Below are 24,418 nucleotides of genomic sequence, written 5' to 3' on the forward strand. Positions count from 1 at the left end.
CCGGCAGGCCTCACATCGTGCGGCCGTTCCTCACGCCCTTCTCACCGGACACGGCAGACAGCCGGGAACGCACCCGAGGAGGACGTCATGCCCCGCATCTCCAAGGCCGAGGCCGCGCTCGAACTGGACGAGCCGGTCATCGAGGGCCGCTACGCCGAACTCGGCGGATACACCGTGGGGTTCGAGACCCACAGAGCCGACATGGACCCGGGCCCGCTCTTCGCCGGACTCCCGCAGGACCGCTGCCAGAGCCCGCACTGGGGCGTCGTGGTGGCCGGGAAGGTGGTCTTCCGCTACGCCGACCACGACGAGGTCTACCAGGCCGGCGACGCCTACTACGGTGCGCCCGGCCACCTGCCGCTGATCTTCGCCGGGACGGAGCTGATCGAGTTCAGCCCGACCGAGGCGCTGGAGCGCACGATGGCCGTGGTGGGCCGCAACCTGGAAGCCGTCAAGGCGGCCGAGGCCGGCAGCGCCCCCGTCGGTGCCTGACCGGGAGGGCAGCACCATGACCATCACGACGACGGCGCCCGCACCCGCCGTCAGCGACCGCCTTTCCGCCCTCCTGGTCACCTTCCTGGAGACCGGCACCCCGCCCGCGGGCCTCTTCCACCGCGAGGTGTTCTGCGACCTCACCCTCCCGTGCTGGCGGCTCCAGTCGCGCGGGGTGGACGGCCTGGTCGCCCTGCGCAAGGACGGCCATCCGGTGCCCGGCACCGTCCCGCGTCATCGTCTCGACCGGACCGCCGCCGGGTTCGTGCTGGAGGTCGAGGAGAGCTGGGAGCAGGACGGCGAGCGCTGGTACTGCCGCGAGTTGCTGCGCGCCGACGTCCGGGACGGCGCGATCGGCCGGCTCTCCGTCTACTGCACGGGGGACTGGGACGCCGAACAGCAGCGCCGCCACCGGGCGGAGGTGACACTGCTGGAGCGTTGACGCCGGTGGACGTTGGCACCCATCGACCGTGGCACCCATCGAGCGTGCCCTCCATGGAGCGGCGACACCCGTGGAGTGCGCCCGCCGGCCCGTGAAGCCCCGCGCCGGGAGGCCGGATCACGTGATCCGCGCACCCCGGCGCATTCCCGCCCCGCACGTGAAACAGGACACAGCGGAGGCCTCTCCCTCGCTTCGCGGGGATCATGGCACAATGACGTCAGTAGTAGCAGTGACGTTCAGCGCACTCCGGGGTCGGTGAAAATCCGAACCGGCGGTTACAGTCCGCGACCCGTCCGCAGCCAGCGGCCGGTTGACCAGGTGAAATTCCTGGACCGACGGTTAAAGTCCGGATGGGAGGCGTGCGCGACGGATGAAGAGCAGTGCCCGTGGTCCCCTGGTGGGCCTCGGGTAGGTGTACGACGGGAGAGTTCTCTCCCGGCGGTTCTGCGGCACCCCGACGACGGGCCGTGCCCCGGGGTCCGTGCACCCGTGCCCGTCCGTGTCCCCTCCCATGCCGCCCCGGAGTCCGCGCCCCAAGCGCGAGGAGAACCCGGGTGTTCACCGGCATCATCGAAGAGCTCGGCGAGGTCGTGTCGATCGAGGAGATCGGCGACTCCTCGCGAATCCGCCTGCGCGGCCCGGTGGTCTGTCAGGGCGCGCATCACGGCGACTCCATCGCGGTCAACGGCGTCTGCCTGACCGTTGTCGACACCCCCGAGCAACTGGCCGCCGAGACGGGCGAGTTCAGTGCCGATGTGATGGCCGAGACGCTGCACCGTTCCAGCCTGGGCGAGTTGAAGCCCGGGTCCCGGGTCAACCTGGAGCGGGCGATGGCGCTCGGCGCCCGGCTGGGCGGGCACCTCGTGCAGGGGCATGTCGACGCGACCGGGGCCCTGTTGGGCCGCGAGCCCGGCGAGCGCGACGCGGACGGCAACCTCCGCTGGGAGGTGCTGCGCTTCTCGCTGCCCGGCACCATCTCCCGCTACCTGGTGGAGAAGGGCTCGATCACCGTGGACGGCGTCAGCCTGACCGTGGTGGAGGCGGCCCGGGACAGCTTCACCGTGAGCCTCATCCCCGCCACCCTCGCGCTGACCACGCTCGGTGCCAAGGCCGTCGGCGAGAGCGTCAACCTGGAGGTCGACGTCCTCGCCAAGTACGTGGAGCGCCTGCTCGAAGCCCGCACCCTCCCCCCGATCACCCTCCCCCCGATCACCGCGGCAGAGACGACCGGAGAGTCCAAGTGAACTGGCTGAGCGGAGAAGCGTTCACCGTCTTCGGTGAGCACGTGAAGTGGGCCGACATGTTCGGCAACCTGCTCGGACTGTCCGCCCTCGCGCTGGGTTGGCGCCGCTCGGTGTGGAGCTGGCCGGTCCAGCTGCTCTCCGGCGTCGTGCTGATCACGGCCTACCTGAACGGCCACGTGCCCGGCCTGATCGGCAAGCAGCTGATCGTCGTCGCCACGGCCGCCTGGGGCTGGACGCAGTGGCAGCGCGGCCGCCGCGGCACCGGTGAGATCGCCGTCCGGTTCGCGACCTGGCCGGAGCGGGCCGCGCTGGTGGCCGGAACCGCCCTCGGCACGGGGGCACTGGCCTGGCTCTTCCTGGCCAACCCCAGTCTCTCCTGGAGCCCCTGGTCGGACGCCTACATCTTCGTGGGCACGCTGGCGGCGATGGTCGCCCAGGCCCGCGGCTGGGTGGAGTTCTGGTTCGCCTGGATCGCCGTCGACGTCGTCGGCGTCCCGCTCGCCTTCAACAGCGGCTACTCGTTCTCCGGCCTGACCTACTCGATCTACTTCGTCCTGGTGCTGCTCGGCCTGCGTTCCTGGTGGCTGAGCACCCGTGCGCCCCGCCCCACCTCCGCCACCGTCCTTCAGGGAGCCTCCGCATGAGCACCGACCCCGGCACCGACGACCTCGTGCTCGACCCCGTCGAGCGGGCGGTCGCCGACATCGCGCTCGGCCGCGCCGTGATCGTGGTCGACGACGAGGACCGCGAGAACGAGGGCGACATCGTCTTCGCCGCCTCCGCGGCCACCCCCGAACTGATGGCGTTCACCATCCGCTACAGCTCCGGCGTGATCTGCGCGCCGATGACCGGCGACGAGCTGGACCGGCTCAAGCTGCCCCCGATGACCCAGGTCAACGAGGACCGCAAGGGCACCGCCTACGCCGTCTCGGTCGACGCCCGCGAAGGGGTGGACACCGGAATCTCGGCCGCCGACCGCGCCCGCACCGTCAGGCTGCTCTCCTCTCCCGGCACCGAGCCGGCCGACCTCACCCGCCCCGGGCACGTCTTCCCGCTGCGGGCCGTCGAGGGCGGCGTGCTGGTCCGCCCCGGCCACACCGAGGCCGCCGTCGACCTGGCCCGCCTGGCCGGGCTGCCGCCGGCCGGCGCGATCGCCGAGGTGGTCAACGACGACGGCACCATGGCCCGGCTGCCCGAGCTGGTCGCCTTCGCCCGTGAGCACGGCCTGGCGATCATCTCGATCGAGGACCTGATCGCCTACCGCCGCCGCACCGAGCTGCACGTGGACCGGGCCGCCGTCACCGCGCTGCCCACCGCGTACGGGGAGTTCACCGCGGTCGGCTACCAGGGCACGATCGACGGCGTCGAGCACCTCGCGCTCGTCGCGGGCGGCCTGGACGCCGACGGCCGGCTGCCGGACGGCGAGGACGTGCTGGTGCGCGTCCACTCCGAGTGCCTGACCGGCGACGTGTTCGGCTCGCTGCGCTGCGACTGCGGCCCGCAGCTCCAGGCGTCGCTCCAGAAGGTCGCCGCGGCGGGCCGCGGCGTCGTCCTCTATCTGCGCGGCCACGAGGGCCGGGGCATCGGCCTGGCCCACAAGCTGCGCGCCTACGAGCTCCAGGAGCAGGGCCGCGACACCGTCGACGCCAACCTGGACCTCGGCCTGCCCGCCGACGCCCGCGACTACAGCATCGGCGCGCAGATGCTCTGCGACCTCGGGGTGCGCTCGCTCACCCTGCTCACCAACAACCCGGAGAAGCTGGCCGCGCTCACCGAGCACGGCCTCAAGGTCAAGGGCCGCGAGCCGGTCGAGACCCCGGCGGGCGAGCACAACCTGCGCTACCTGCGCACCAAGCGCGACCGGATGGGCCACGACCTGCCCGGCCTCGGCTCCTGAACCGGATCCCGTACCACCCGCACGACCAGCACGACCAGCACCACCCGCACGACCAGCACGACCAGCACCACCCGCACGACCAGCACGACCAGCACCACCCGCACGACCAGCACGACCTCCTGAGCGACCCCGACCGACCCCGACCGACCCGGCAGACCCCCGCGGATTCCCGCGGATCCGCAGACCCCGAAAGAGGACCAGCACATGAGCGGCCACGGCGCCCCCGAGCTGACCATCGACAACGCCGCCGACCTCAAGGTCGCCGTGATCGCCGCCCAGTGGCACGACCAGGTGATGAACGGCCTCCTGGACGGCGCGCACCGCGCGCTCAAGGAGCTCGGCATCGCCGAGCCGACGGTGCTGCGCGTCCCCGGCACCTTCGAGCTGCCGGTCGCCGCCAAGCGGCTCGCCGACCGCGGCTACGACGCCGTGGTCGCCCTCGGCGTGGTCATCCGCGGTGGCACCCCGCACTTCGACTACGTCTGCCAGGCCGCCACCGCCGGCCTCACCCAGGTCAGCGTGGACACCGGGGTGCCGGTCGGCTTCGGCGTCCTGACCTGCGACAACGAGCAGCAGGCGCTGGACCGCGCGGGCCTGCCGGGCTCGGCGGAGGACAAGGGGCACGAGGCCGTCACCGCGGCGGTGGCCACCGCGGCCGCCCTGCGCGCCCTCTGACCCGGCCCGTACGCTCCGCCGCCGAACCCGCGTGCGGCTCCCGGACCGTGGACGTCCACCGGACTGTCCACGGTCCGGGATCGTTTACCGCCCGTAAGCCCGCACGCCGTAAGGTGAGTCCATCATGGCTTCGAAGACATTCGAGGAGCTCTTCACCGAGCTCCAGCAGAAGGCCGCCACCGGCGACCCCTCGTCCTCCCGTACCGCGCAGCTCGTCCAGCAGGGCGTCCATGCGATCGGCAAGAAGGTCGTCGAGGAGGCCGCCGAGGTCTGGATGGCCGCCGAGTTCCAGTCGGACGAGCAGACCGCGGAGGAGATCTCCCAGCTCCTCTACCACCTTCAGGTGATGATGGTCGCCCGCGGGCTGACGCTCGACGACGTCTACAAGTACCTCTAGTCAGACGTCTGCACGTACCTCCAGTCACCGGTCCAGAGAACCCGCACCACCCCACCAAAACAGGTAAGGAACCGACCTCCATGCTGCGCATCGCCCTCCCCAACAAGGGTTCGCTCTCGGGTCCCGCGGCGGAGATGCTCCATGAGGCCGGTTACCGCCAGCGCAAGGACCCCAAGGAGCTCGTCCTCGTCGACCCGGACAACCAGGTCGAGTTCTTCTTCCTGCGTCCGCGCGACATCGCGGTGTACGTCGGCTCCGGCCGCCTGGACGTCGGCATCACCGGCCGCGACCTGCTGCTGGACTCGCACTCCAACGCGGAGGAGGTGCTGGCGCTCGGCTTCGGCGGCTCCACCTTCCGTTTCGCCCGCCCGGAGGGCGTGGACGTCAAGGACGTGCAGGGCCTGGAGGGTCTGCGGATCGCCACCTCCTACACCGGCCTGGTCGAGCAGCACCTCGCCGACCACGGGGTGAAGGCCACCGTGACCAAGCTGGACGGCGCGGTGGAGACCGCGGTGCAGCTGGGCGTCGCCGACGTGATCGCCGACGTGGTGGAGACCGGTACCAGCCTGCGCAACGCCGGCCTGGAGGTGTTCGGCGAGCCGATCCTGGTCTCCGACGCCGTGGTGATCCGCCCCAAGGGCGCGGGCGAGGACCCGGCCGTCGACCAGTTCCTGCGCCGCCTGCAGGGCGTGCTGGTCGCCCGCCGCTACGTGCTGATGGACTACGACATCCGCGCCGAGAACGTCAGCGCGGCCGTCGCGCTGACCCCGGGCCTGGAGTCGCCGACCGTCTCGCCGCTGCACACCGAGGGCTGGGTGGCGGTCCGTTCGATGGTGCTCCGCAAGGAGGCCCAGCGGATCATGGACGACCTGTGGGGCATCGGCGCCCGCGCCATCCTGGTCACCAACATCCACGCCTGCCGCCTCTGACCGTCCGCCGCCTCCGGCCCCGGAGGCGGTCGCCGGCGCGGAGTTAAGCACCGGTTCAATGGGGCGGGGACGCCGGCCGGCGTTCCCGCCCCGTCCGCTGGACTTCCCCAGAACGCCCCCCGGAGACCCCACGTGTCCACCCCCGCCGAGTTCCCCGTCACCTGGGCGCCGCGCCGCACCCGCGCCGTGCTGCTGCCGGTCTGCACGCTGCTGGTCGTCCTGTTCGCCGTGATCGCGGTCGCGCTCCCGGCGAACTGGCAGCTCAACGACCGGATCATGATGGTGCTCAGCGGCGTCTTCTTCGCCGGCGCGGGCCTGATGCTGGCCCGCCCCCGGGTGAGCGCCGACGCGGAGGGCATCACCGTGGTGAACTTCGTCCGCCGCCGCCGGCTGGCCTGGGCCGAGGTCGTCCGGGTCAACTTCCGCCAGGGCGACCCCTGGGCGACGCTCGACCTCGCCGACGGCACCTCGCTCGCGGCGGTCGGCATCCAGTCCGGTATGGGCAAGGCGCAGGCGATCGCGGACGCCCGCGCGCTGCGCGACCTGGTCGAGCACCACGGCCGCTGACCGGCGCAGGCCACCGGCGCCCGAGCCGGCCCGCCACGGAACCGGGACACCGGAGCCACAGGGGACACCGGAGCCACAGAGGTCACAGGGGTCACAGGGGTCCAGGGGCCGGGGAGGCCGCTTCGAACGCGTATCCGGCAGCCGTACGGGTATCGTCTACGCTGGTAAAAGCAGGGCAAAGCGCACCGTCGACGGTCCCCTGGCCCTGCTCGCAACGACCAGAGGAGTGACTCCCCCCGTCCATGGACGATCCGTCCGGTAGTACCTGCGCCGCCCCACTTCCGACCCCCGGAAGGCAGGCGGCACTGTGATCACCGCCTGGCTGCTGTTGTTCGCGGCACTCCTGCTCATCCTCGCCAACGGCCTCTTCGTGGCCGCCGAGTTCGCCTTCGTGACCGTCGAGCGCGGGGCCGTCGAGCGCGCCGCCGAGGCCGGCGACGCGCAGGCCGCCCGGATCGCCAAGGCCCAGCGCCACCTCTCCTTCCAGCTCTCCGGCGCCCAGCTGGGCATCACCGTCACTTCGCTGGTGGTCGGCATGCTCGCCGAGCCGGCGCTCTCCGTCCTGCTGAAGCCCGTGTTCACCGGCATCGGTCTGTCCGACGGGGCGGCCCGCGCCGCCGCCGTGGTGATCGGCATGGGGCTGGCCACCGTGGTGCAGATGGTGATCGGCGAGCTGGTCCCGAAGAACTGGGCGATCTCCCGGCCGCTCCAGGTGGCCCGCGCCGTGGCCGCCCCGCACATGGCCTTCTCCCGGGTCTGCCGCCCGCTGATCAGCTTTCTGAACGGCTCCGCGGACCGCACCGTCCGTGCCTTCGGGATCGAGCCGCAGGAGGAGCTGGGCCACGCCCGCACCCCGGCCGAGCTGGTCTCGCTGGCCCGGCACTCGGCCAGGGCCGGTGCGATAGACGAGGAGTCGGCGACCCTCTTCGTGCGCACCCTCGGCCTGGGCGAGCTGACCGCCGAGTCCGTGATGACGCCGCGGGTGGACGTCGCGGCCCTCCAGCGCGACGCCAGCGCCGCCGACGTGCTCAACCTCACCCGGGCCACCGGCCTCTCCCGCTTCCCGGTCTACACCGGCAGCCTCGACGAGGTCACCGGCACCGTCACGCTCAAGGACGCCCTCGCCGTCCCGCCCGCCAGGCGCGGCCTGGTGCGGGTCGGCGAGCTGGCCGTGCCGCCGCTGCTGGTGCCCGAGACGCTCCCGGCCGAGCGGCTGCTCGACCAGCTGCGCCGGCTCCAGCCGATGGCCATCGTGGTGGACGAGTACGGCGGCACCGCCGGCGTGGTCACCGTCGAGGACATCGTCGAGGAGATCGTCGGCGAGGTGCAGGACGAGCACGACCCGGCCGACACCCCCGAGCTGGTCCCGCTGCCGCCGGTCGACGGGCTTCCCGTCTGGGCCGCCGACGGCCGGGCCCGGACCGACCAGCTGGAGGCCATCGGCCTGCACGCGCCGGACGGCCCGTACGAGACGCTGGCCGGCCTGGTCTCCGGCCTGCTCGGCCGGCTGCCCGCCCCGGGCGAGCAGGCCGAGCTGCCCGGCTGGCGGTTCACCGTCGAGGCCGTGGACCGCCACCGCACGAGCCGGGTGCGGGTCGAACGCACCGTCGGCGACCACCGCTTCGGCGACGACGAGGACGGGACCCGATGACCGCGCTCCAATTGGCCGTCGCCCTCCTGCTGCTGTTCGGAAACGCGTTCTTCGTCGGCGCCGAGTTCGCCGTCATCTCGGTCCGCCGCAGCCAGATCGAACCGCTGGCCGAGGCCGGCAACCGGCGCGCCCGAACCGTGCTGCACGCGCTCTCCAACGTCTCCGCGATGCTCGCCGCCGCCCAGCTCGGCATCACGGTCTGCTCGCTGGGCCTCGGCGCCCTCGCCGAGCCGACCATCGCCCACCTGCTGGAGGGCCCGTTCCACGCGATGGGCATCCCGTCCGGCCTGATGCACCCGCTGTCCTACGGCATCTCGCTGGCCGTCGTGGTCTTCCTGCACATGGTGATGGGCGAGATGGTGCCGAAGAACATGGCGCTGGCCGGCCCCGAGAGGGCCGCGCTCTGGCTGGGCCCGCCGCTGGACCGGCTCGCGCGCTGGCTCGCGCCGGTGATCCGCTTCCTGAACGCCTTCGCCAACGGTGTGCTGAAGTTGTTCAAGGTCGAGGCCAGGGACGAGGTGGAGTCGGTCTTCACCACCGAGCAGCTGATGTACCTGCTGGCCGACTCCCGGGACGCCGGCCTGATCGACGAGGGCCGTCAGGAGCGCCTGGAGGACGCCCTGGAGATGGGCCGCCGGCCGGTGACCGACGTCCTGCTCAAGCCCGAACAGCTGGTCACCGTGGACACCAAGGTGACCGCCGCGCAGGTCGAGGAGCTGGCGCTGCGCACCGGCTTCTCGCGCTTCCCGGTCACCGACGGCGACCCGGCCGACCACGGCTACCTCGGCTACCTGCACCTCAAGGACATCCTGGACGTCGACGACCAGTCGGCGCCGGTCCCGGCCCGCCTCTGGCGGCCGATCACCGTGCTGCGCGGCACGCTCCCGCTGGACGACGCGCTCGGTGCGATGCGCAGGGCCACCTGCCACCTGGCCGCCGTGCTCGACCAGGACGGCCGCACGCTCGGCGTGGTGACGCTGGAGGACGTGGTGGAGGAGCTGGTCGGCGAGGTGCACGACCCGGACCACCGCTCCGCCGCCTGACGGTTCCCGATTCCGTTGCGCTACGGGCGATTCCGCTCTGGGCGTGCGTCCGTTCCCCTGCCGGCCGTCCTCGTGCAGGGTGGTCGGCATGAGGCTTCTACTGCTGGGTGGAACGGAGTTCGTCGGCCGCGCCGTCGCCGAGGAGGCGCTGGCCCGGGGCTGGGAGGTGACGGTCTTCCACCGGGGGACGCACGCGCCGCCGGAGGGCGTGCGCGCCCTGCACGGGGACCGCAGGGCCGAGGGCGGCCTGGCCGCGCTGGCCGAGGGGGAGTGGGACGCGGTCGTGGACACGTGGTCCGGCGCACCCTCGGCGGTGCGTGACAGCGCCCGCCTGCTGGCCGGCCGGACCGGCCGCTACGCGTACGTGTCCAGCCGGTCGGTGTACGCGTACCCGAGCCCGGCCGGGGCGGACGAGGGCGCGGCCGTCGTCGAGGGCTCGCCGGACGCCGGGGAGGTGCCGTACGCGCAGGCCAAGCGCGGGGCCGAGCTGGCCCTGCTGGACGCCCTCGGCGACCGGGCCCTGCTCGTCCGCGCCGGGCTGATCCTCGGCCCGTACGAGAACATCGGCCGGCTGCCCTGGTGGCTGGGCCGGATCGCCCGCGGCGGCCCGGTGCTCGCCCCCGGCCCGCGCGACCTCGCGCTGCAGTACATCGACGGCCGCGACCTCGCGGTCTGGACGCTCGACGCCCTGGCGGCCGGGCTCGGCGGCGCGTACGACCTGGTCAGCCCGTCCGGGCACGCCACCATGGGCGGGCTGCTGGAGGCCTGCGTCCGGGCCACCGGCTCGGACGCCGAGCTGCGCTGGACCGAGGCGGGCCCGATCCTGGCGGCCGGCATCGAACCGTGGAGCGACCTGCCGGTCTGGATCCCGCCGGGCGAGCTGCACGACACCATGCACGGCTCCGACGTGTCCAAGGCGGTGGCCGCAGGGCTGCGCTGCCGGCCGGTGGCGGAGACGGTGGCGGACACCTGGGCCTGGTTGCAGTCCATCGGCGGCACGGCCCCGCAGCGCCCGGACCGTCCGGTGGTCGGCCTGGACCGGGAGCGGGAGGACGTGTTCCTCCGGGGCCGGACCGGCTGACCGGCTGACCGGGCTGACCCGGGCTGACCCGGACCGGACCGGCGGCCGGCGGCTGGGGGCCAGGGGCCGGGGGCCGAGGCCGGCCGGAAAGGGCCGGTGCGGCCCGGCCGCTCCCGGCGCCCGGTCAGCCCCGGCCGTCGATCAGCTCGCCGTAGGCCTGTACGAGGTCCGGCAGCCGCAGCGTCGCCAGGTCCTCGCGGCCCGGCGGCTCGCGCAGCAGCGAGAGCCGCAGGTCCCGGTAGGCGCAGGACTTCTCGTACAGGGTGCGGATGAACCGGCCGTTGCCGAGGTCGTCGATCCAGCCCTCGCGCACCACGTGGGTGCAGATGCTGGCCAGTTCCTCGGCGGCGTCCTCGTCCCAGCCGTCGCCGTCCCGGTCGGCGAGCGCCGCGCCGATCGCGGTCAGCTCGCCGGGGCGGTAGCTGGGGAAGTCGACCCGGGTGGTGAAGCGGGAGTTGAGACCGGGGTTGGTGGCGAGCAGCCGGTTCATCCCCTCCGGGTAGCCGGCCAGGATCACCACCAGCCGGTCCCGGTTGTCCTCGGCCCGCTTCAGCAGCACCTGGAGCGCCTCGTCCCCGTACGCGTCACCCTTGCTGTAGCCGGAGTTGGAGAGGCTGTACGCCTCGTCGATGAAGAGCACGCCGTCCAGCGCGGAGTCGATCAGCTCGTTCGCCTTGACCGCCGTCTGGCCGAGGAACTCGCCCACCAGGTCGGCTCTCTGGGCCTCGACCAGGTGGTCGCCGGAGAGCAGGCCGAGGGCGTGGAAGACCCGGCCGAGGATGCGTGCCACGGTGGTCTTGCCGGTGCCGGAGGGGCCGGAGAAGACGAAGTGCCGTTTGGGCGGCTGGACCGGAAGGCCCTGCGCCGCCCGCAGCCGGGACATCCGCAGCTGCGCGGAGAGCGCCCGGACCTGCCGCTTCACCGGCTCCAGGCCGACCATCCGGGCGAGTTCGGCCAGAGCCTCGTCCAGCTCCCTTTCACTGCCCACCGGTTCGGCGGGCGCCGAGGGGCTCGCGAGCCGGGGGAGCGCCTCGCCCAGGGCGGGCGCCGGAGCGGCCCCGGCGGTCGGGGCGGGGGCGGGGACGACGGGCGGGACGGCCGAGCCGGTGCGCTCTCCCGCGGCCGCCGGCGGGGCCCCGGCCCCCGCGGCCCCGGCCGGCGCGTCGGCAGGGGAGGGGGCGGTGGGGGGCACGACCCCGCCCGGGAGCTCCTCGGCGGGGAAGGCCTCCCCGGGGAAGGCCTCCGCGTCGAACGTCCCCGGGCCGTACCCGGGGGCGGCGAACCCCGCCGCGTCCGCCCCGGGCCCGTCCAGCTCCGCCGACTCGAACCCCGCCGATGGCAGCTCCGCCGATTCCAACTCCGCCGACTCGAACTCCGCCGATTCCAACTCCGCCGCGTCGAAGTCCTCTTCACCGAGCACGGCCGCTCCCGGGCCGTGGCCGCCGGCCCCGCCGACGGCGTCGAGCAGCCCGTCGACCAGTCCGTCCTCGGCCGCGATCGCCGCCAGCCGGGCCGCGGTGTCCATGAACGCCGGGTCGGCCCGGTGGACCGCGCGGTAGAGCGGGAGCGCGGCGGCGCTGCGCCCCGCCCCCTCGTACGCCCGGGCCAGCCAGTACCGCAGTTCCTTGCGCTGCGGCTGCTCGGAGCGGCAGCGGGCGAGCGAGGCGGCCAGCGGCGCCTGGGCCTGCGCGCACATGTCCAGCCGGACCCGTGCCATGCCGGCGAAGAGGCCGGCCTCGATGCCCAGCAGCGGGTCGTCCAGCAGCCGGTCGGTGTCCCGGATCAGCTGCTCCCAGTCCTTGAGCAGGTAGGAGCGGCAGGCGTGCAGGAACCGCGCGGACGGGTCTTCGGCGGGCGTCGGGCAGTGCGCCAACGCCTGGTCCAGCTCGGCGAGATGGCGGCCGTCCAGCCAGTGCGAGGCGTGGGCCAGGGCCAGGTCCCGGGCGTCCTCCAACACGGGCTGGACCCACCAGCCCAGCCAGTACCAGGAGCTGAGCGGGCGGCGGTGGAGCCGGCGCTGTTCGCCGAACCGTTTCTGGTGGCGGTACATCGCGAGCAGCGCCCCGGAGGTGTCGCTGCGCAGGGCGTGCAGGCCGAGCCAGGCGTCGGCCATCCCCGGGTCGAGCCGGACGGCCGCACGGAACTCCTCCTCCGCGCGGGCGTACGCACCCGCCGTGTAGGCGTCCATGGCGCGCAGCCAGGCACGGTCGGCGAGCCGGTTCGGAGCCGGGCCGCCCGCGTTGTTGCCGTCGGAACTGTCCACCGTCGTCACTCACGCCCCCCGCGGTGTGCCTCGGGGCTCGGCCGGCGGGTCGTGTGCGGAGTGCCGGCCGGTGGTCGATGCCCCGGGGCGCATATGCGCCTGCCTGGAATCGTACCGGCGTGGCGCTGATCCGGAAGGGTGCCGCGCGCAGTCAAATGCGACCGGGGGAGCGGTCGTTGGGCGCCCGCACGGGTCGGACGGGCTCGAACCGGCAGCCGGGGCGGTGTCCGGACCTGCGGTCGGGGCGGTGTCGGGCCGGCACCCGGCGCGGTGTCGGCCCGGAGGCCGGGGAGGCTCGGAGCGGGGTCCGGGCCGGAAGGGGGGCGGCACCCCCGGCTCACGGGGGAACAAGTCGGGAGTGCCGCGTCTGGGAGTTGCACGCTCGGTGACCGCGGCAACTGAGGAGAACCTATGTTCTGGCGATACCGCAGGTCAAGGGCTTGTTGAAGGTTCACCGAGGGTGACCGGGCGAGATCCGCCCGGTCACCCCGTCGACCGTCGTCCCGGCGTGCGGGCGGCTCGGGTCGTCGGCGAAATGTGCCGATTCGGCCTGCGCCCAGCCCTCCCAGAACTCCGCCAGTGCCGGCCCGTCCCGCTCCTCGCCGCGCCGCCGGGCGTCCTCGGCCGACAGTTCCATCCACACCAGCCGGGCCAGCCACGGCCGCACCGCACGCCGCCCGGCGCCGACCCCCTCCACCAGGACCACCGGCGCGAGCGGCACCGCCGCCGTCGAGGCGAACCGGCGCAGCGTCCAGTCGTACACCTCGTACGCGGCGTCCCGCCCGGCCGCCAGCGGCTCCAGTACCTGCGTGCGCAGCCGTCCCGCCCAGCCGAACGGCTCGGCGTGGGTGGCGAGGTCGTCCAGGTGCACCACCGGCGCGCCCCCGAGTGCGGCGCCGAGCCGGCCCGCGAAGGTGGTCTTGCCGGAGCCCGCGTGCCCGTCCACCGCGACCAGCCGCACCGGCCCGCAGGACGGCGCCAGCCCGCGCAGCTCGGCCGCGAGCGCGCCCAGGTCCGCCGCCGGGGCGTTCCGGCCCGCCGCGGGCGTTCCCGGCCGGGTGCCGGGACGGGTTTCGAAGGATTCGGAAGCAGCCACATCGGCTACCCTACGGCGGCCCGTGCGCCGATACGGACAGTGATGTTCCGCTGGTCGTGACGGCGGCGCCGGGATCGGGCATACTCACTTCGCCACGCATGTGAACGGCCGTTCACCGTAATCCGGTACCGGTCGGGCCGACCTGCCACACCCGCGTCGGGCCCGCCACAGCAGAGCCCGTCGCCCGAACGAGGAGGCGACCAGCCGCCATGACCCCCTCCCCTGCGAAAGCCGTGGACCGCCAGCTGCCCACCGAGGAGGCCCGTGAGCTGCTGAGCCTCACCCGGGACCTGGTCCAGCGCGAGCTCCAGCCGCGCGCGGCGGAGGACGAGGCCGCCGGGCACTTCCCGCGTGACGTGTTCCGCACCCTCGGCGAGGCCGGCCTGCTCTCCCTCCCGTACGACGAGAAGTACGGCGGCGGCGACCAGCCCTACGAGGTGTACCTCCAGGTCCTGGAGGAGCTGGCGTCCGGCTGGCTGGCCGTCGGCCTCGGCGTCAGCGTGCACACGCTCTCCTGCCACGCCCTGGCGACCTTCGGCACCGAGGAGCAGCGCGCCGCCTGGCTGCCCGGAATGCTCTCCGGCGAGCAGCTCGGCGCCTACTGCCTCTCCGAGCCGCAGTCCGGCTCCGACGCCGCCGCGCTGCGCACCCGCGCCGACCTGGACGGCGAGGACTACGTGGTCAGCGGCACCAAGGCGTGGATCACCCACGGCGGGCAAGCCGACTTCTACAGCGCCCTGGTGCGCACCGGCGAGCCGGGCCCGCGCGGCATCAGCTGCCTGCTGGTCCCCGGCACCGTTCCCGGCCTCTCGGCGGCCCCGCCGGAGCAGAAGATGGGCATGAAGTCCTCGCCGACGGCCCAGCTGCACTTCGACGGCGCGCGGGTGGCCCGTGAGCGGCTGATCGGCGCCGAGGGCCAGGGCTTCCAGATCGCGCTCGCCGCGCTGGACTCCGGCCGCCTCGGCATCGCCGCCTGCGCCGTCGGCGTCGCCCAGGCCGCGCTCGACCTCGCGGTCGACTACGCGCGCACCCGCCGCCAGTTCGGCCGGCCGATCGCCGAGTTCCAGGGCCTGTCCTTCATGCTCGCCGACATGGCCACCCAGATCGAGGCCGGGCGCGCGCTCTACCTGTCCGCCGCGCGGCTGCGCGACGCCGGCCTGCCGTTCTCCAAGGAGGCGGCGATGGCCAAGCTGTTCTGCACCGACACGGTGATGCGGGTGACCACCGACGCGGTGCAGGTGCTCGGCGGCTACGGCTACACCCAGGACTTCCCGGCCGAGCGCTACATGCGCGAGGCCAAGGTGCTGCAGATCGTCGAGGGCACCAACCAGATCCAGCGACTGGTGATCGGCCGCCACCTGACCCAGGGCTGACGGCCCCCGGGCCGCTCCTCGGCGGCCCCCCGAACCGCCTCCGGGCGTCACTCCAGGGTGCGGAGTGACGCCCGGAGGCATGTCCCGCCGGGACCGACCGCCGTCTGACGAGCGGTCAGGCACCCGGCGGGCGCCACGGTTTGCGGGAGTGGTGGGAACCCTGCGGGTCGGGGGAGCCGCGCGCCGTCAGTGCCGGGCGAGCCGGCGACGCTGCTGCGGGATCAGCGGGGCGACGGCCGTCACCCGGACCGGGCGGTGCGCCACCGCGTGCGAGAACGGCTGGGTGCGCCAGTCGAGTTCGGTCGGCAGCGCCAGCAGCGCCTCCAGGCCGTCCGCCTCGGCGTCCTCGGAGGGCTCCACCTCGGCCAGGTCGTCCGTCGGCGCGCCCGAGCCCGGGCAGAGCGCGGGGGAGAAGGGGTGCCACGCGGTCGGCAGCACCGCGTGCTGCGGCAGCCGCTCCTCGTCGCCCACGAGGGCGATCGGGCGGCGGCACTCGGGGCAGTGCACCCGGAAGATCTCCCAGGTGTCGGCCTCTCCCGGGTCCACCCCCGGCGCGAGGCCGTTCGGGACCGCGAGACCGTCGCGGTCGGTCATATCGTGGGTGTCGTCGGCGCCCGGCGAACGCGGGTCGGTTGCACGCATGGTGATCCCCCTCGGATCGGGCCCGGCGTGGTCGCCCGGGGCCACAACCAGCACTTCCCTGCGACGCGGACTCATAACCCTGCGGCTCGGCGCACTGTGATGCACCGGGTGTGTCCTTCGCCACATTCGCCCGGCATGTGCCCGCCCGGCACCCCGCACCACCGCCCGTGCCACCCCGCGCTCCCGCCGTGGCACCTGCCCGCGCCCCCGAAGGGGTAGGTTTGCGCCTTGTGGAGGATCTCGACCAACGCATCGTTCAGCTGCTCCTGGAGGACGGCCGGATGAGCTACACGGACCTGGGCAAGGCGACCGGCCTGTCCACCTCGGCGGTGCACCAGCGGGTGCGGCGCCTGGAGCAGCGCGGGGTGATCCGCGGCTACACCGCGATCATCGACCCGGACTCCGTCGACCTGGCGCTGACCGCGTTCATCTCGGTCAAGCCCTTCGACCCGAGCGCCCCGGACGACACCCCCGAGCGGCTCGCCGGGCTGCCCGAGATCGAGGCCTGCCACAGCGTCGCCGGGGACGAGAACTACATCCTCAAGGTCCGCGTCGGAGCCCCCGGCGACCTGGAGGACCTGCTGGCCCGGATCCGCAGCGCGGCCGGCGTCTCCACCCGCACCACCGTCGTGCTCTCCACCCCGTACGAGGCGCGGCCCCCGAAGCTCTGAGCAGGCCCGGAGGGGTGCAGACTAAGGCCCATGACCGAACGCACCCCACGGACCGTCCTGCTGCGCGGCGGCGCCGTCTACAGCCCCGCCGACCCGTTCGCCACCGCGATGCTCGTCGAGGGCGAGCACGTCGCCTGGGTCGGCAGCGACGGCGCCGCCGGGGCGTACGCCGACATCGCCGACGAGATCGTCGAGCTGGACGGCGCGCTGGTCACCCCCGCGTTCGTCGACGCGCACGTGCACGCCACCTCCACCGGGTTGGCGCTCACCGGACTCGACCTCACCGGCAGCCCCTCGCTCGCCGCCGCCCTGGCCGCCGTCGCGGCCTTCGTCGCCTCCGCCGCGGCGGCCGCCGACGAGCCCGGCGGCGTGCTCCTCGGCCACGGCTGGGACGAGACCGGCTGGCCCGAGGGCCGCCCGCCGACCCTCGCCGAGCTGGACGCGGCGGCCGGGGGCGCCGCCGTCTACCTGTCCCGCACCGACGTGCACTCCGCGCTCGCCACCTCCGCGCTGCGCGCCCTCACCCCCGGCCTCGCCGGGCGGCCCGGCCACGACGCCGACGGCCCGCTCACCCGGGACGCCCACCACGCCGTCCGGCAGACCGCACTGGCCCGCCTCACCCCCGGGCAGCGCCGCCGCGCCCAGCGCGCCACCCTGGCCCGGGCCGCCGAGCTCGGCATCGGCTCGCTGCACGAGTGCGCCGGCCCGGAGATCTCCTCCGAGGCCGACCTGACCGCCCTGCTCGCCCTCGCCGCCGAGGGTGAGGGCCCCGAAGTCTTCGGCTACTGGGGCGAGTTGGGAGGAGTCGAGACCGCCCGGCGGCTGGGCGCGGCGGGCGCCGGCGGAGACCTCTTCGTCGACGGCGCGCTCGGCTCGCACACCGCCTGCCTGCACGCCTCCTACGCCGACGCCGACCACACCGGCACCTCCTACCTGAGCGCCGGACAGGTCGCCGACCACGTGGCCGCCTGCACCGAGGCCGGGCTCCAGGCCGGCTTCCACGCCATCGGCGACGCCGCGATCGCCGCGGTGCTGGACGGCGTCCGGGCGGCGGGGGAGCGGGTCGGCGCCGACCGGGTCCGGGCGCTGCGCCACCGGGTGGAGCACGCCGAGGCGCTGGACGACAAGTCGATCGCCGCCTTCGGCGAGCTGGGCCTCACCGCCTCCGTCCAGCCCGCGTTCGACGCCGCCTGGGGCGGCTCGGACGGCATGTACGTCCAGCGCCTGGGCGCCGAGCGGGCCGCCGCCCTCAACCCCTTCGCCGCCCTGCTGCGGGCCGGAGTGCCACTCGCCTTCGGCTCGGACGCCCCGGTCACCCCGCTCGACCCCTGGGGCACCGTCCGGGCCGCCGCCTTCCACCGGACGCCGGACCACCGGATCTCCGTCCGGGCCGCGTTCACCGCCCACACCCGCGGCGGCTGGCGCGCGCTCGGCCGCGACCAGGACGGCGTCCTCGTCCCCGGCGCGATCGCCAGCTACGCGGTCTGGGCCGCCGACGACCTGGTCGTCCAGGCCCCCGACTCCCGGGTGGCCGGCTGGTCCACCGACCCGCGCTCCGGCACCCCCGGCCTGCCCGACCTCACCCCGGGCCGCCCCCTCCCCGTCTGCCTGCGCACGGTGGTCCGCGGCCGGACGGTGTACCTCGCCGCCGACGACCGGCCGGCCGGCTGAAACCGGGTGAGGCGGCGGGGCCACGCCCCCCAGGGTCCGTCTTCAAACTCCCGCCTGCCTGCCGGGCGGACGACGGGAGTTTGAAGAGGGACCCTAGATTGATCCCCATGACCGACCTCGTACCCGCCGACTTCGCCGTCCCCCGCACGCTCACCGCCGAGGGGTTCCGCCTGGAGCCCCTCGGCGAGCAGCACAACGCCTCCGATCTCGCGGCCTGGTCGTCGAGCATCGAGCACATCCACGCCACCCCGGGCTGGACCGGCAGCTGGCCGCCCGCCGAGGGCATGACGCCGGAGCAGAACCTCGCCGACCTGCGCCGGCACGCCGCCGACTTCGAGCGGCGCTCCGGCTTCACCTACACCGTCCTGGAGGCCCCCGGGGACGCCGTCGTCGGCTGCGTCTACATATACCCGGACCGGGAGGACCCCGCCGTCGCGAGGGTCAGCTCCTGGGTCCGCGCCGACCGGGCCGAGCTGGACGCCGTGCTCCACCGGACCGTCTCCGCCTGGCTCGCCGAGGACTGGCCGCTCGGGGAGGTCCGCTACGCCGCGCGCTGAGCCGCCCCGGCGCCGCCCCGGTCCCGCCCCGGCGCCGCACCGGTCCGCCGCACCGGTCCGCCGCCCCGGTCCCGGTCCTCCCGCGCACCGGGCCCGGTCCGACCGCGCGCCGGGCCCCGCCCGTTCGCGCACCGGGGGCGGCCCGGGCCAACCCGACCTCACGGTCGGGTGACATTCCGGGGTACCTTCTTCGGACAGCGTCCGAACAGCCGTCCCCGTACCTCCGCGAGGCGGCACCGAGAGAGATGGTGCGCCGGTGGCCATGCCCGTCACCCAGGAGCGGTCCGGGACCGCACCCGAGACACCCGACGAGGCGTCCTCGCCCGGGCGGCGGGCGCGGGTGCTCGCCAGGATCCGGGCCGGGCTGCCCCGCACCGGGCTGGCGGTGCTCGCGGGACTCCTGCTCGCCCTCGCCTTCCCGCCGTTCGACCTCTGGCCGCTCTCGCTGGTGGGCGTCGCCGCGTTCTCGCTGCTCACCCTGGGCCGCACCGCCCGGCAGGCCGCCTGGACGGGCTTCGCGTTCGGCCTGCCGTTCTTCCTGCTGCTGCTGAGCTGGCTGCGGGTGGTCGGCTGGGACGCCACGATCGGCCTCTCGGTCGTCGAGGCACTCTTCCTGGCCCTCCTCGGGGTCGGCCTCGCGCTCACCTCCCGGCTGCCCGGCTGGCCGCTCTGGGCGGCCTGCCTCTGGGTCACCCAGGAGTGGGCCCGCGACCGGCTGCCGCTCGGCGGCTTCCCCTGGGGTCGGCTCGCCTTCGCCAACACCGCGACTCCGTTCACCCCGCTCGCCGCGCTCGGCGGCGCCCCGCTGGTGACCTTCGCCGTCGCCCTCTCCGGCGCCCTGCTCGGCTGGGCGGCGCTGCGGACGCGCGGCCCCCGCCGGGCGCCGAAGACCGCCGCGCTGGCGGCGCTCGGCGCCGTCGCCGCCCTGCTGGCCGGCTACCTGGTCCCGGTGCCCACCGCCGCGGCCGACACCGTCAAGGTCGCCCTGATCCAGGGCAACGTGCCCAACCCCGGCATGGACTTCCTCGGCCGTCCGATGATGGTCCTCAACAACCACGCCGCCGCCACCGAGAAGCTCGCCGCCGACATCAAGGCCGGAAAGGCCGAGAAGCCGGACATCGTGATCTGGCCGGAGAACTCCTCCGACCTCGACCCGTTCAGCGACCCGCTCGCCTACCAGCGCATCGACGAGGCCGTCCGCTCGGTCGGCGTGCCCACCCTGGTCGGCACCCTGGTCGACGGCCCGGACGAGCAGCACGTCCAGAACGAGGGCATCGTCTGGGACCCGAAGACCGGCCCGGGCGCCTCCTACACCAAGCAGCACCCGGTGCCGTTCGGCGAGTACGTGCCGTTCCGCGACCAGCTGATGAAGGTGATCACCCGGCTCCAGCGGGTGGCCCGCGACTTCTACCCCGGCGACCACAACGGCGTCATGCAGCTCGGCCCGGCCAGGATCGGCGACGTCATCTGCTTCGAGGTGGCGTACGACGAGATCGTCCGCGACACCGTGGACCAGGGCGCCCGGGTGCTGGTCGTCCAGACCAACAATGCCACCTACGCGAAGACCGGCCAGCCCGAGCAGCAGCTCGCGATGTCCCGGCTGCGCGCCGTGGAGCACGGCCGGGCCGTACTGATCGCCGCCACCAGCGGCATCAGCGCCGTCATCGCCCCCGACGGCACGGTGCAGCAGCAGACCGAGGAGCTGACCGCGGCCCAGCTGTCCGCCGTGGTCCCGCTGCGCGACGGCACCACGGTGGCCGACCGCGTGGGCGCCGTGCCCGAGTGGACGCTGGCCGTCGGCGGCCTGCTGGCCTGCGGCGCGGCGCTGCTGGCCGGCCGCCGTCGGCGGGTGGCACCTCCGACCGGCTCCGAGTCCGCCTGATCCCTCCGGCCCGGCCCGACCCCTCCGGCCCGGGCCCTTCGCGCGGCCCGGGGCGGGCCGGCCGCCGGAACACGCGCAGCCGGCGGATCGTTGGACCAGGTGGTGCCGTAGCCGGCCCGGACCTCCCGTGCGGCGCGCAGAGCACCGCATGGAGTGGATTCGTACCGTGACCCAGCAAGACGCCCCCGCCCGTCCGGCCCCGCGCGGAAAGCTCCGGCGGGTCGTGCCGCTGCTGATCACCGCCTGGCTGGTGCTGGAGATCTGGCTGCTGGTCCAGGTGGGCTCGTGGCTGGGCGGCCTGACCGTGGTGCTGCTCCTCCTGGCCGGCGTGCTGATCGGCGGCTGGCTGATCAAGCGGGCCGGGCTGAAGGCGCTGTCGGCGGCGATCGACCAGAGCCGGGACCTCAAGCCGCAGCAGCCGCAGACCGGCACCAGCCTCACCGTGCTGGCCGGTCTGCTGCTGATCGTGCCGGGCTTCCTCTCGGACGCCCTGGCGCTCACCCTGCTCTTCCCGCCGACCCGGGCGCTCTGGCGGGCGGCCGGACGCCGCTTCGCCCGGAAGGCGCTGCGCAGCACCTCCGCCGTCGGTGCCGACCCGTTCGCGGACGCGATGCGGCTGCAGGAGCAGCTGCGGATCCACCGCCCGGACGGCAAGGTGATCCAGGGCGAGGTGGTCGAGCCGGGCGCCGGCCCGCAGGAGCCCGACACCACCTACCGTCCGCCGATCAACGGCTGACCGCGGGGCTCCGGGGCCGGGTCCGTACGCTTCGGACGCGCCCCCGGAGCCGGTGCAGTGACCGGGAGCGGTCGGTGGCCCGGGTCAGCCGGTCACCCGGACAGTCCGAGCAGACGGTCCGGGCAACGCGAAAGGCACCGGCGAACCGGTCCGGGCAACGCGAAAGGGACCCTGGTGGCCAGGGTCCCTTTTCGCGTGCTCCCGCCGGGTGACGGGGGCCGGGTCAGGCGCTCTTGCGGGTGTCCCGCGGGTGTACCGCGAGGTTCATCCCTCCGGAGCGGAGCACGGCCAGCCGCTCGGCCAGCACCTCCTCCAGCTCCTCGCGCGTCCGGCGCTCCATCAGCATGTCCCAATGGGTGCGCGTGGGCTTGGTCTTCTTCTCCTCCGGCTCGTCACCGTCGAGAAGTACGGCTTCCTGGCCGCAGAAGCGGCATTCCCAGGCGGACGGGATCTCCGCCTCGACCGAGAAAGGAACCTCGAATCGGTGTCCGTTCTGACATGCGTACTCGACGGTCTGGCGGGGAGCCAGATCGATACCACGGTCGGTCTCGTAGCTAGTGGCCCCGAGTCGCGTGCCGCGGAGAGCTCGCTCGCTCATGAATCGTGCCTCCCGGGCTTATGGCCCACAGGACTAGTGGTCGCTGTTCTTCGTCGTTCGGTCAACGCTCGGCTTCCGACGAAGATTCCCGTCCCGGGACATGCGTCGTCTGTCGTGCCGCCCCTGTTTGTACCCATCGGCGCCCGATTTGTCACATCTGGCCGCTGATATCACCCCAGGTGTCACCTATTTCACATCTGGTGATCGGTCGGCCTTTCCAGGACGAGCGTACCGGGACGGCCTTCCGCGCGGGGCGCCGCCCCCGTGCCGGGCCGCCCGATCAGGCGAGCGGGCGGAAGCGGAGGGGGGCGTGCTCCTTGCCCAGGTCGACGGCCGTCAGGGCGCCGGGATCGGCCGGCAGCGCCGGGGGCGGGCCCTCCGGGCGGGGCGGCACGTCCACCGGTGCGGCCGCCTCCGTCCGGGTGTCCCGGTGCGGCAGCAGGGAGATCACCGCGTCCCGCAGCTGGGCGGGCGCCTCCTCGTCCAGCGGGTCGACGGTGGCCGGCACCTGGAGCCGGACGGGTGTGCCGTTGCCGATCCGGGCGTAGCCGCGTCCGGCGGGGGCGTGCGCGGCGGGCACGATGTCCAGCGGCGCGCCGAGGGCGGCGTGGCCCTCCTCGGGGCCGGCCGGGCCGAGCAGCACCCGGGCCCGGGTGGTCGCCCGGACGGTCGGGGTGATCCGGTCACGGGCCTCCACGTCGTCGGCGATCACCACGGTGACCCTGGCGGCGCGGCCGTGCCGCAGCGGCAGCTCCAGCAGGTCCTGCGGGTCCGGGCGGCCCTCGGCGTGGGCCAGCTCGCTCAGCTCGGTCGGGTGGTCGAGCAGCAGCCAGAGCGGCCGGGTGACGTCCTCGGGCGGCGCCGATCCGGCGTGCCGGGCGGCGTTCAGCGCCGTCAGCCGGCGCTCGGTCTCCTGGGCGGCCCACTCCAGCGCGGCCAGCGCGCCGTGCAGGCTGGTCTCCACCGTGTGCACACCGGGCCGGTTGACCAGGCAGGCGTGCTCGCCGGTGCCCGCGCCGTCGATCACCACCAGATCGCCGAAGGGGAGCGCCTGGAGCGCGATCGAGCGGATCAGGCTGGAGGTGCCGTAGCCGGTCACGCCGAGCGCCAGCAGGTGCGGCTCGGCGGAACGCGGGCCGGTGCGCCAGACCACCGGCGGCTGCTGGACGGTCGCCCCGCCCTGGCCGACCGGGATGGTGCGGGCGCTGCCGTCCTCGTCGGTGAAGCCGAGCACGATCTCGCCGGGGGCGGCGACGAAGCGCTGTGCCGCGATGTCCGTCGGCAGCGGGGCCAGCGTGGCGATCCGCAGTTTGTTGGACTCCTCGTCCCAGTCGAAGCGGTACTCCCGGGCCCGGCCCGCCTTGCCCTGGACGACCTGCTCGATCCGGGCCCGGGCGGCGGGCTCGGTGTCGGTGAAGTACGCCGGGTAGTCCAGCTCCAGCCGGGAGAGCCGGCCCTCGCCGTCGAACTCCCAGGCGCGGAAGGCGTCCTTGTAGCCGCGCTCGTGGTGGTAGAGCGGGTGGAGGTCGTCCGGTCCCGCCAGGTACGGGGTGAGTGCCGCGTAGAGGGCGGAGAGCTTGATGTCGGCCACGTCCGGCTCGGGCGGGGACGGCGGTGCCTTGGGGGCCCGGCCGACCCAGGCGGAGCTGGCCATGAGCGCCACCAGGGCGAAGAGCAGGCCGTGCGGCAGCAGGTAGATGCCGAGCAGCATCGCGGCGACCAGGAAGACCGTCGGCCCGCGCCGTTCCTTCGGGGTGGCCTGCCAGCGGCCCTTCGCCCAGCCGGCGTGGTGGCGCAGCCCGCGCCCGATGACGGTGAGCGGCGCGAACATGTCGGAGGCGTGGTCGCCGGCCGTGCGGGCCAGGTCGCGGCCCTTTCTGAGGTGGCGGTTGAGCGGCATTCCTTGACTCCCCGGGCGAGTGGGACGGTCGGGTTGCGGAGGGGTGCGGAGGGTTTTGGACCGGCGGGCGGTACGACGGGGCCCGGGGGCGGTGGGATCCGCGCCCGGGCCCGGGGCCTGCCGTCAGGGGAGACGGCGGGCGCTAGAACTTGATGCCGCCGAGGAGGCTCGCCAGGCTCGCGCCGCCCGCGGTGATGCTGGGGGCGATCGAGGAGCCGGCGATGTAGAAGCCGAGGAGGGCGCAGACGATCGCGTGGGAGACCTTTAGTCCGTCCCGGCGGAAGAAGAGAAAGGCGATGGTGCCGAACAGGACGATGCCGGAAATCGAGAGGATCACGTTCTGCTCCTCGGGGAGGGGGACAGGGACGGTGTCACGGAAAGTGCCCCAATCGTGACAAAAAGTAATAGATGATGGAACGGTGCAAATGGGTGGTTTTCCCGGGCATTACCGCCCGGGATGCCGGGTGGAGGTATGCGAACCGCCCCGGGCGGGCCGGTCCGCCGCCTCCTTCCGGCGCGGCGAGGCATTCCCGGTGCGGGGGCGGGAGACTTCCGGGGGCACCGGGAAGTTCGCCCGAACGGATGCGCAACCTTCCCGCGTGCGTCCCGTG

Annotated in this window: 24 protein-coding genes and 1 riboswitch; of the genes, 18 read left to right on the forward strand and 6 right to left on the reverse strand. The window is 74.0% G+C overall.

All coding sequences use genetic code 11. From position 1 onward, the window contains the following. Window positions 1-87 precede the first annotated feature (87 nt). From J5Y04_RS04735 to J5Y04_RS04790, 12 genes are all read left to right on the forward strand, one after another. Window positions 88-492 carry a hypothetical protein gene (locus J5Y04_RS04735; RefSeq protein ID WP_209410488.1) on the forward strand — a complete coding sequence of 135 codons (405 nt, stop codon included), beginning with the start codon at window positions 88-90 and terminating at the stop codon, window positions 490-492. A 16-nt stretch (window positions 493-508) separates the two neighbouring features. Continuing rightward, window positions 509-934 carry a hypothetical protein gene (locus tag J5Y04_RS04740; protein WP_209410489.1) on the forward strand — a complete coding sequence of 142 codons (426 nt, stop codon included), beginning with the start codon at window positions 509-511 and terminating at the stop codon, window positions 932-934. Window positions 935-1,172: 238 nt separating this feature from the next. Beyond that, window positions 1,173-1,300: riboswitch (FMN riboswitch) on the forward strand. A 188-nt stretch (window positions 1,301-1,488) separates the two neighbouring features. Beyond that, window positions 1,489-2,178, forward strand: a complete 690-nt coding sequence (locus tag J5Y04_RS04745; protein ID WP_209410490.1) for a riboflavin synthase — start codon at window positions 1,489-1,491, stop codon at window positions 2,176-2,178. 56 nt (window positions 2,179-2,234) lie between these two features. Continuing rightward, window positions 2,235-2,822 carry a nicotinamide mononucleotide transporter family protein gene (locus J5Y04_RS04750; RefSeq protein ID WP_209410627.1) on the forward strand — a complete coding sequence of 196 codons (588 nt, stop codon included), beginning with the start codon at window positions 2,235-2,237 and terminating at the stop codon, window positions 2,820-2,822. Beyond that, a complete protein-coding gene (locus tag J5Y04_RS04755) occupies window positions 2,819-4,075 on the forward strand; it encodes a bifunctional 3,4-dihydroxy-2-butanone-4-phosphate synthase/GTP cyclohydrolase II (protein WP_245204235.1) in 1,257 nt (418 codons plus the stop codon). The genes J5Y04_RS04750 and J5Y04_RS04755 overlap by 4 nt, the downstream gene beginning before the upstream one ends. 204 nt (window positions 4,076-4,279) lie before the next feature. Continuing rightward, entirely contained in the window at window positions 4,280-4,750 is a 471-nt protein-coding gene (gene ribH / locus J5Y04_RS04760) for a 6,7-dimethyl-8-ribityllumazine synthase (protein ID WP_209410491.1), read from the forward strand. A 124-nt stretch (window positions 4,751-4,874) separates the two neighbouring features. Then, window positions 4,875-5,147, forward strand: a complete 273-nt coding sequence (locus J5Y04_RS04765) for a phosphoribosyl-ATP diphosphatase (RefSeq protein WP_030306151.1) — start codon at window positions 4,875-4,877, stop codon at window positions 5,145-5,147. Between the two features lie 80 nt (window positions 5,148-5,227). Beyond that, window positions 5,228-6,076, forward strand: a complete 849-nt coding sequence (gene hisG, locus J5Y04_RS04770; RefSeq protein WP_209410492.1) for an ATP phosphoribosyltransferase — start codon at window positions 5,228-5,230, stop codon at window positions 6,074-6,076. Window positions 6,077-6,208: 132 nt separating this feature from the next. Continuing rightward, window positions 6,209-6,643 (forward strand): PH domain-containing protein, encoded by a 435-nt coding sequence (locus J5Y04_RS04775; protein WP_209410493.1) that lies wholly within the window; start codon window positions 6,209-6,211, stop codon window positions 6,641-6,643. Window positions 6,644-6,950: 307 nt separating this feature from the next. Continuing rightward, complete coding sequence (locus J5Y04_RS04780; RefSeq protein WP_209410494.1) at window positions 6,951-8,294, forward strand: hemolysin family protein; 1,344 nt, start codon at window positions 6,951-6,953, stop codon at window positions 8,292-8,294. Beyond that, window positions 8,291-9,337: a hemolysin family protein gene (locus J5Y04_RS04785; RefSeq protein WP_209410495.1), complete on the forward strand. Its 1,047-nt coding sequence runs from the start codon at window positions 8,291-8,293 to the stop codon at window positions 9,335-9,337. Before J5Y04_RS04780 ends, J5Y04_RS04785 begins: the two co-directional genes overlap by 4 nt. Window positions 9,338-9,425: 88 nt before the next feature. Continuing rightward, window positions 9,426-10,418 (forward strand): NAD-dependent epimerase/dehydratase family protein, encoded by a 993-nt coding sequence (locus tag J5Y04_RS04790; RefSeq protein ID WP_209410496.1) that lies wholly within the window; start codon window positions 9,426-9,428, stop codon window positions 10,416-10,418. Window positions 10,419-10,542: 124 nt separating this feature from the next. Here J5Y04_RS04790 and J5Y04_RS04795 read toward each other — a convergent pair whose 3' ends face one another. Together J5Y04_RS04795 and J5Y04_RS04800 are read right to left on the reverse strand one after the other, a co-directional pair. Next, the gene (locus tag J5Y04_RS04795; RefSeq protein WP_209410629.1) at window positions 10,543-12,606 is read right to left on the reverse strand and encodes an AAA family ATPase; all 2,064 of its coding nucleotides are present in this window, start codon (window positions 12,604-12,606) and stop codon (window positions 10,543-10,545) included. Between the two features lie 526 nt (window positions 12,607-13,132). Then, complete coding sequence (locus tag J5Y04_RS04800; RefSeq protein WP_209410630.1) at window positions 13,133-13,693, reverse strand: uridine kinase; 561 nt, start codon at window positions 13,691-13,693, stop codon at window positions 13,133-13,135. A 293-nt stretch (window positions 13,694-13,986) separates the two neighbouring features. On the opposite strand from J5Y04_RS04800, the gene J5Y04_RS04805 reads away from it, so the two are divergent. Further along, the gene (locus J5Y04_RS04805; protein WP_209410497.1) at window positions 13,987-15,150 is read left to right on the forward strand and encodes an acyl-CoA dehydrogenase family protein; all 1,164 of its coding nucleotides are present in this window, start codon (window positions 13,987-13,989) and stop codon (window positions 15,148-15,150) included. A gap of 186 nt (window positions 15,151-15,336) precedes the next feature. Here the strand turns inward: J5Y04_RS04805 and J5Y04_RS04810 are convergent, their stop codons facing one another. Continuing rightward, window positions 15,337-15,792 carry a hypothetical protein gene (locus J5Y04_RS04810; protein WP_209410498.1) on the reverse strand — a complete coding sequence of 152 codons (456 nt, stop codon included), beginning with the start codon at window positions 15,790-15,792 and terminating at the stop codon, window positions 15,337-15,339. A 230-nt stretch (window positions 15,793-16,022) separates the two neighbouring features. Between J5Y04_RS04810 and J5Y04_RS04815 the strand changes: the two genes are divergently transcribed. From J5Y04_RS04815 to fxsA, 5 genes are all read left to right on the forward strand, one after another. Next, a complete protein-coding gene (locus J5Y04_RS04815; protein WP_030243361.1) occupies window positions 16,023-16,463 on the forward strand; it encodes an Lrp/AsnC family transcriptional regulator in 441 nt (146 codons plus the stop codon). Window positions 16,464-16,493: 30 nt separating this feature from the next. Further along, the gene (locus J5Y04_RS04820) at window positions 16,494-18,134 is read left to right on the forward strand and encodes an amidohydrolase (RefSeq protein ID WP_209410499.1); all 1,641 of its coding nucleotides are present in this window, start codon (window positions 16,494-16,496) and stop codon (window positions 18,132-18,134) included. Window positions 18,135-18,241: 107 nt separating this feature from the next. Then, window positions 18,242-18,691, forward strand: a complete 450-nt coding sequence (locus tag J5Y04_RS04825; protein ID WP_209410500.1) for a GNAT family N-acetyltransferase — start codon at window positions 18,242-18,244, stop codon at window positions 18,689-18,691. Between the two features lie 262 nt (window positions 18,692-18,953). Continuing rightward, complete coding sequence (gene lnt / locus J5Y04_RS04830; protein ID WP_209410501.1) at window positions 18,954-20,573, forward strand: apolipoprotein N-acyltransferase; 1,620 nt, start codon at window positions 18,954-18,956, stop codon at window positions 20,571-20,573. Between the two features lie 166 nt (window positions 20,574-20,739). Continuing rightward, window positions 20,740-21,309: an FxsA family membrane protein gene (gene fxsA / locus J5Y04_RS04835; protein WP_307852931.1), complete on the forward strand. Its 570-nt coding sequence runs from the start codon at window positions 20,740-20,742 to the stop codon at window positions 21,307-21,309. 223 nt (window positions 21,310-21,532) lie between these two features. Here fxsA and J5Y04_RS04840 read toward each other — a convergent pair whose 3' ends face one another. From J5Y04_RS04840 to J5Y04_RS04850, 3 genes are all read right to left on the reverse strand, one after another. Beyond that, window positions 21,533-21,907: an RNA polymerase-binding protein RbpA gene (locus tag J5Y04_RS04840; RefSeq protein ID WP_030396357.1), complete on the reverse strand. Its 375-nt coding sequence runs from the start codon at window positions 21,905-21,907 to the stop codon at window positions 21,533-21,535. 280 nt (window positions 21,908-22,187) lie between these two features. Continuing rightward, a complete protein-coding gene (locus tag J5Y04_RS04845; protein WP_209410503.1) occupies window positions 22,188-23,807 on the reverse strand; it encodes a hypothetical protein in 1,620 nt (539 codons plus the stop codon). 142 nt (window positions 23,808-23,949) lie between these two features. Then, on the reverse strand, window positions 23,950-24,144 hold the full coding sequence (locus J5Y04_RS04850; protein ID WP_148646425.1) for a hypothetical protein: 195 nt from the start codon (window positions 24,142-24,144) through the stop codon (window positions 23,950-23,952). Window positions 24,145-24,418: the final 274 nt, after the last annotated feature.

The sequence above is a fragment of the Kitasatospora sp. RG8 genome, from assembly GCF_017813315.1.
Lineage (GTDB): Bacteria > Actinomycetota > Actinomycetes > Streptomycetales > Streptomycetaceae > Kitasatospora.

Bases quoted from the DNA above. Each gene is read 5' to 3' on its own strand.
- J5Y04_RS04735 (WP_209410488.1), top strand. From the start codon at position 88: ATGCCCCGCATCTCCAAGGCCGAGGCCGCGCTCGAACTGGACGAGCCG.
- J5Y04_RS04740 (WP_209410489.1), top strand. From the start codon at position 509: ATGACCATCACGACGACGGCGCCCGCACCCGCCGTCAGCGACCGCCTT.
- J5Y04_RS04750 (WP_209410627.1), top strand. From the start codon at position 2,235: ATGTTCGGCAACCTGCTCGGACTGTCCGCCCTCGCGCTGGGTTGGCGC.
- J5Y04_RS04755 (WP_245204235.1), top strand. From the start codon at position 2,819: ATGAGCACCGACCCCGGCACCGACGACCTCGTGCTCGACCCCGTCGAG.
- ribH (WP_209410491.1), top strand. From the start codon at position 4,280: ATGAGCGGCCACGGCGCCCCCGAGCTGACCATCGACAACGCCGCCGAC.
- J5Y04_RS04765 (WP_030306151.1), top strand. From the start codon at position 4,875: ATGGCTTCGAAGACATTCGAGGAGCTCTTCACCGAGCTCCAGCAGAAG.
- hisG (WP_209410492.1), top strand. From the start codon at position 5,228: ATGCTGCGCATCGCCCTCCCCAACAAGGGTTCGCTCTCGGGTCCCGCG.
- J5Y04_RS04785 (WP_209410495.1), top strand. From the start codon at position 8,291: ATGACCGCGCTCCAATTGGCCGTCGCCCTCCTGCTGCTGTTCGGAAAC.
- J5Y04_RS04790 (WP_209410496.1), top strand. From the start codon at position 9,426: ATGAGGCTTCTACTGCTGGGTGGAACGGAGTTCGTCGGCCGCGCCGTC.
- J5Y04_RS04795 (WP_209410629.1), bottom strand. From the start codon at position 12,606: ATGGACGCCTACACGGCGGGTGCGTACGCCCGCGCGGAGGAGGAGTTC.
- J5Y04_RS04805 (WP_209410497.1), top strand. From the start codon at position 13,987: ATGACCCCCTCCCCTGCGAAAGCCGTGGACCGCCAGCTGCCCACCGAG.
- J5Y04_RS04810 (WP_209410498.1), bottom strand. From the start codon at position 15,792: ATGCGTGCAACCGACCCGCGTTCGCCGGGCGCCGACGACACCCACGAT.
- J5Y04_RS04820 (WP_209410499.1), top strand. From the start codon at position 16,494: ATGACCGAACGCACCCCACGGACCGTCCTGCTGCGCGGCGGCGCCGTC.
- J5Y04_RS04825 (WP_209410500.1), top strand. From the start codon at position 18,242: ATGACCGACCTCGTACCCGCCGACTTCGCCGTCCCCCGCACGCTCACC.
- lnt (WP_209410501.1), top strand. From the start codon at position 18,954: ATGCCCGTCACCCAGGAGCGGTCCGGGACCGCACCCGAGACACCCGAC.
- J5Y04_RS04840 (WP_030396357.1), bottom strand. From the start codon at position 21,907: ATGAGCGAGCGAGCTCTCCGCGGCACGCGACTCGGGGCCACTAGCTAC.
- J5Y04_RS04845 (WP_209410503.1), bottom strand. From the start codon at position 23,807: ATGCCGCTCAACCGCCACCTCAGAAAGGGCCGCGACCTGGCCCGCACG.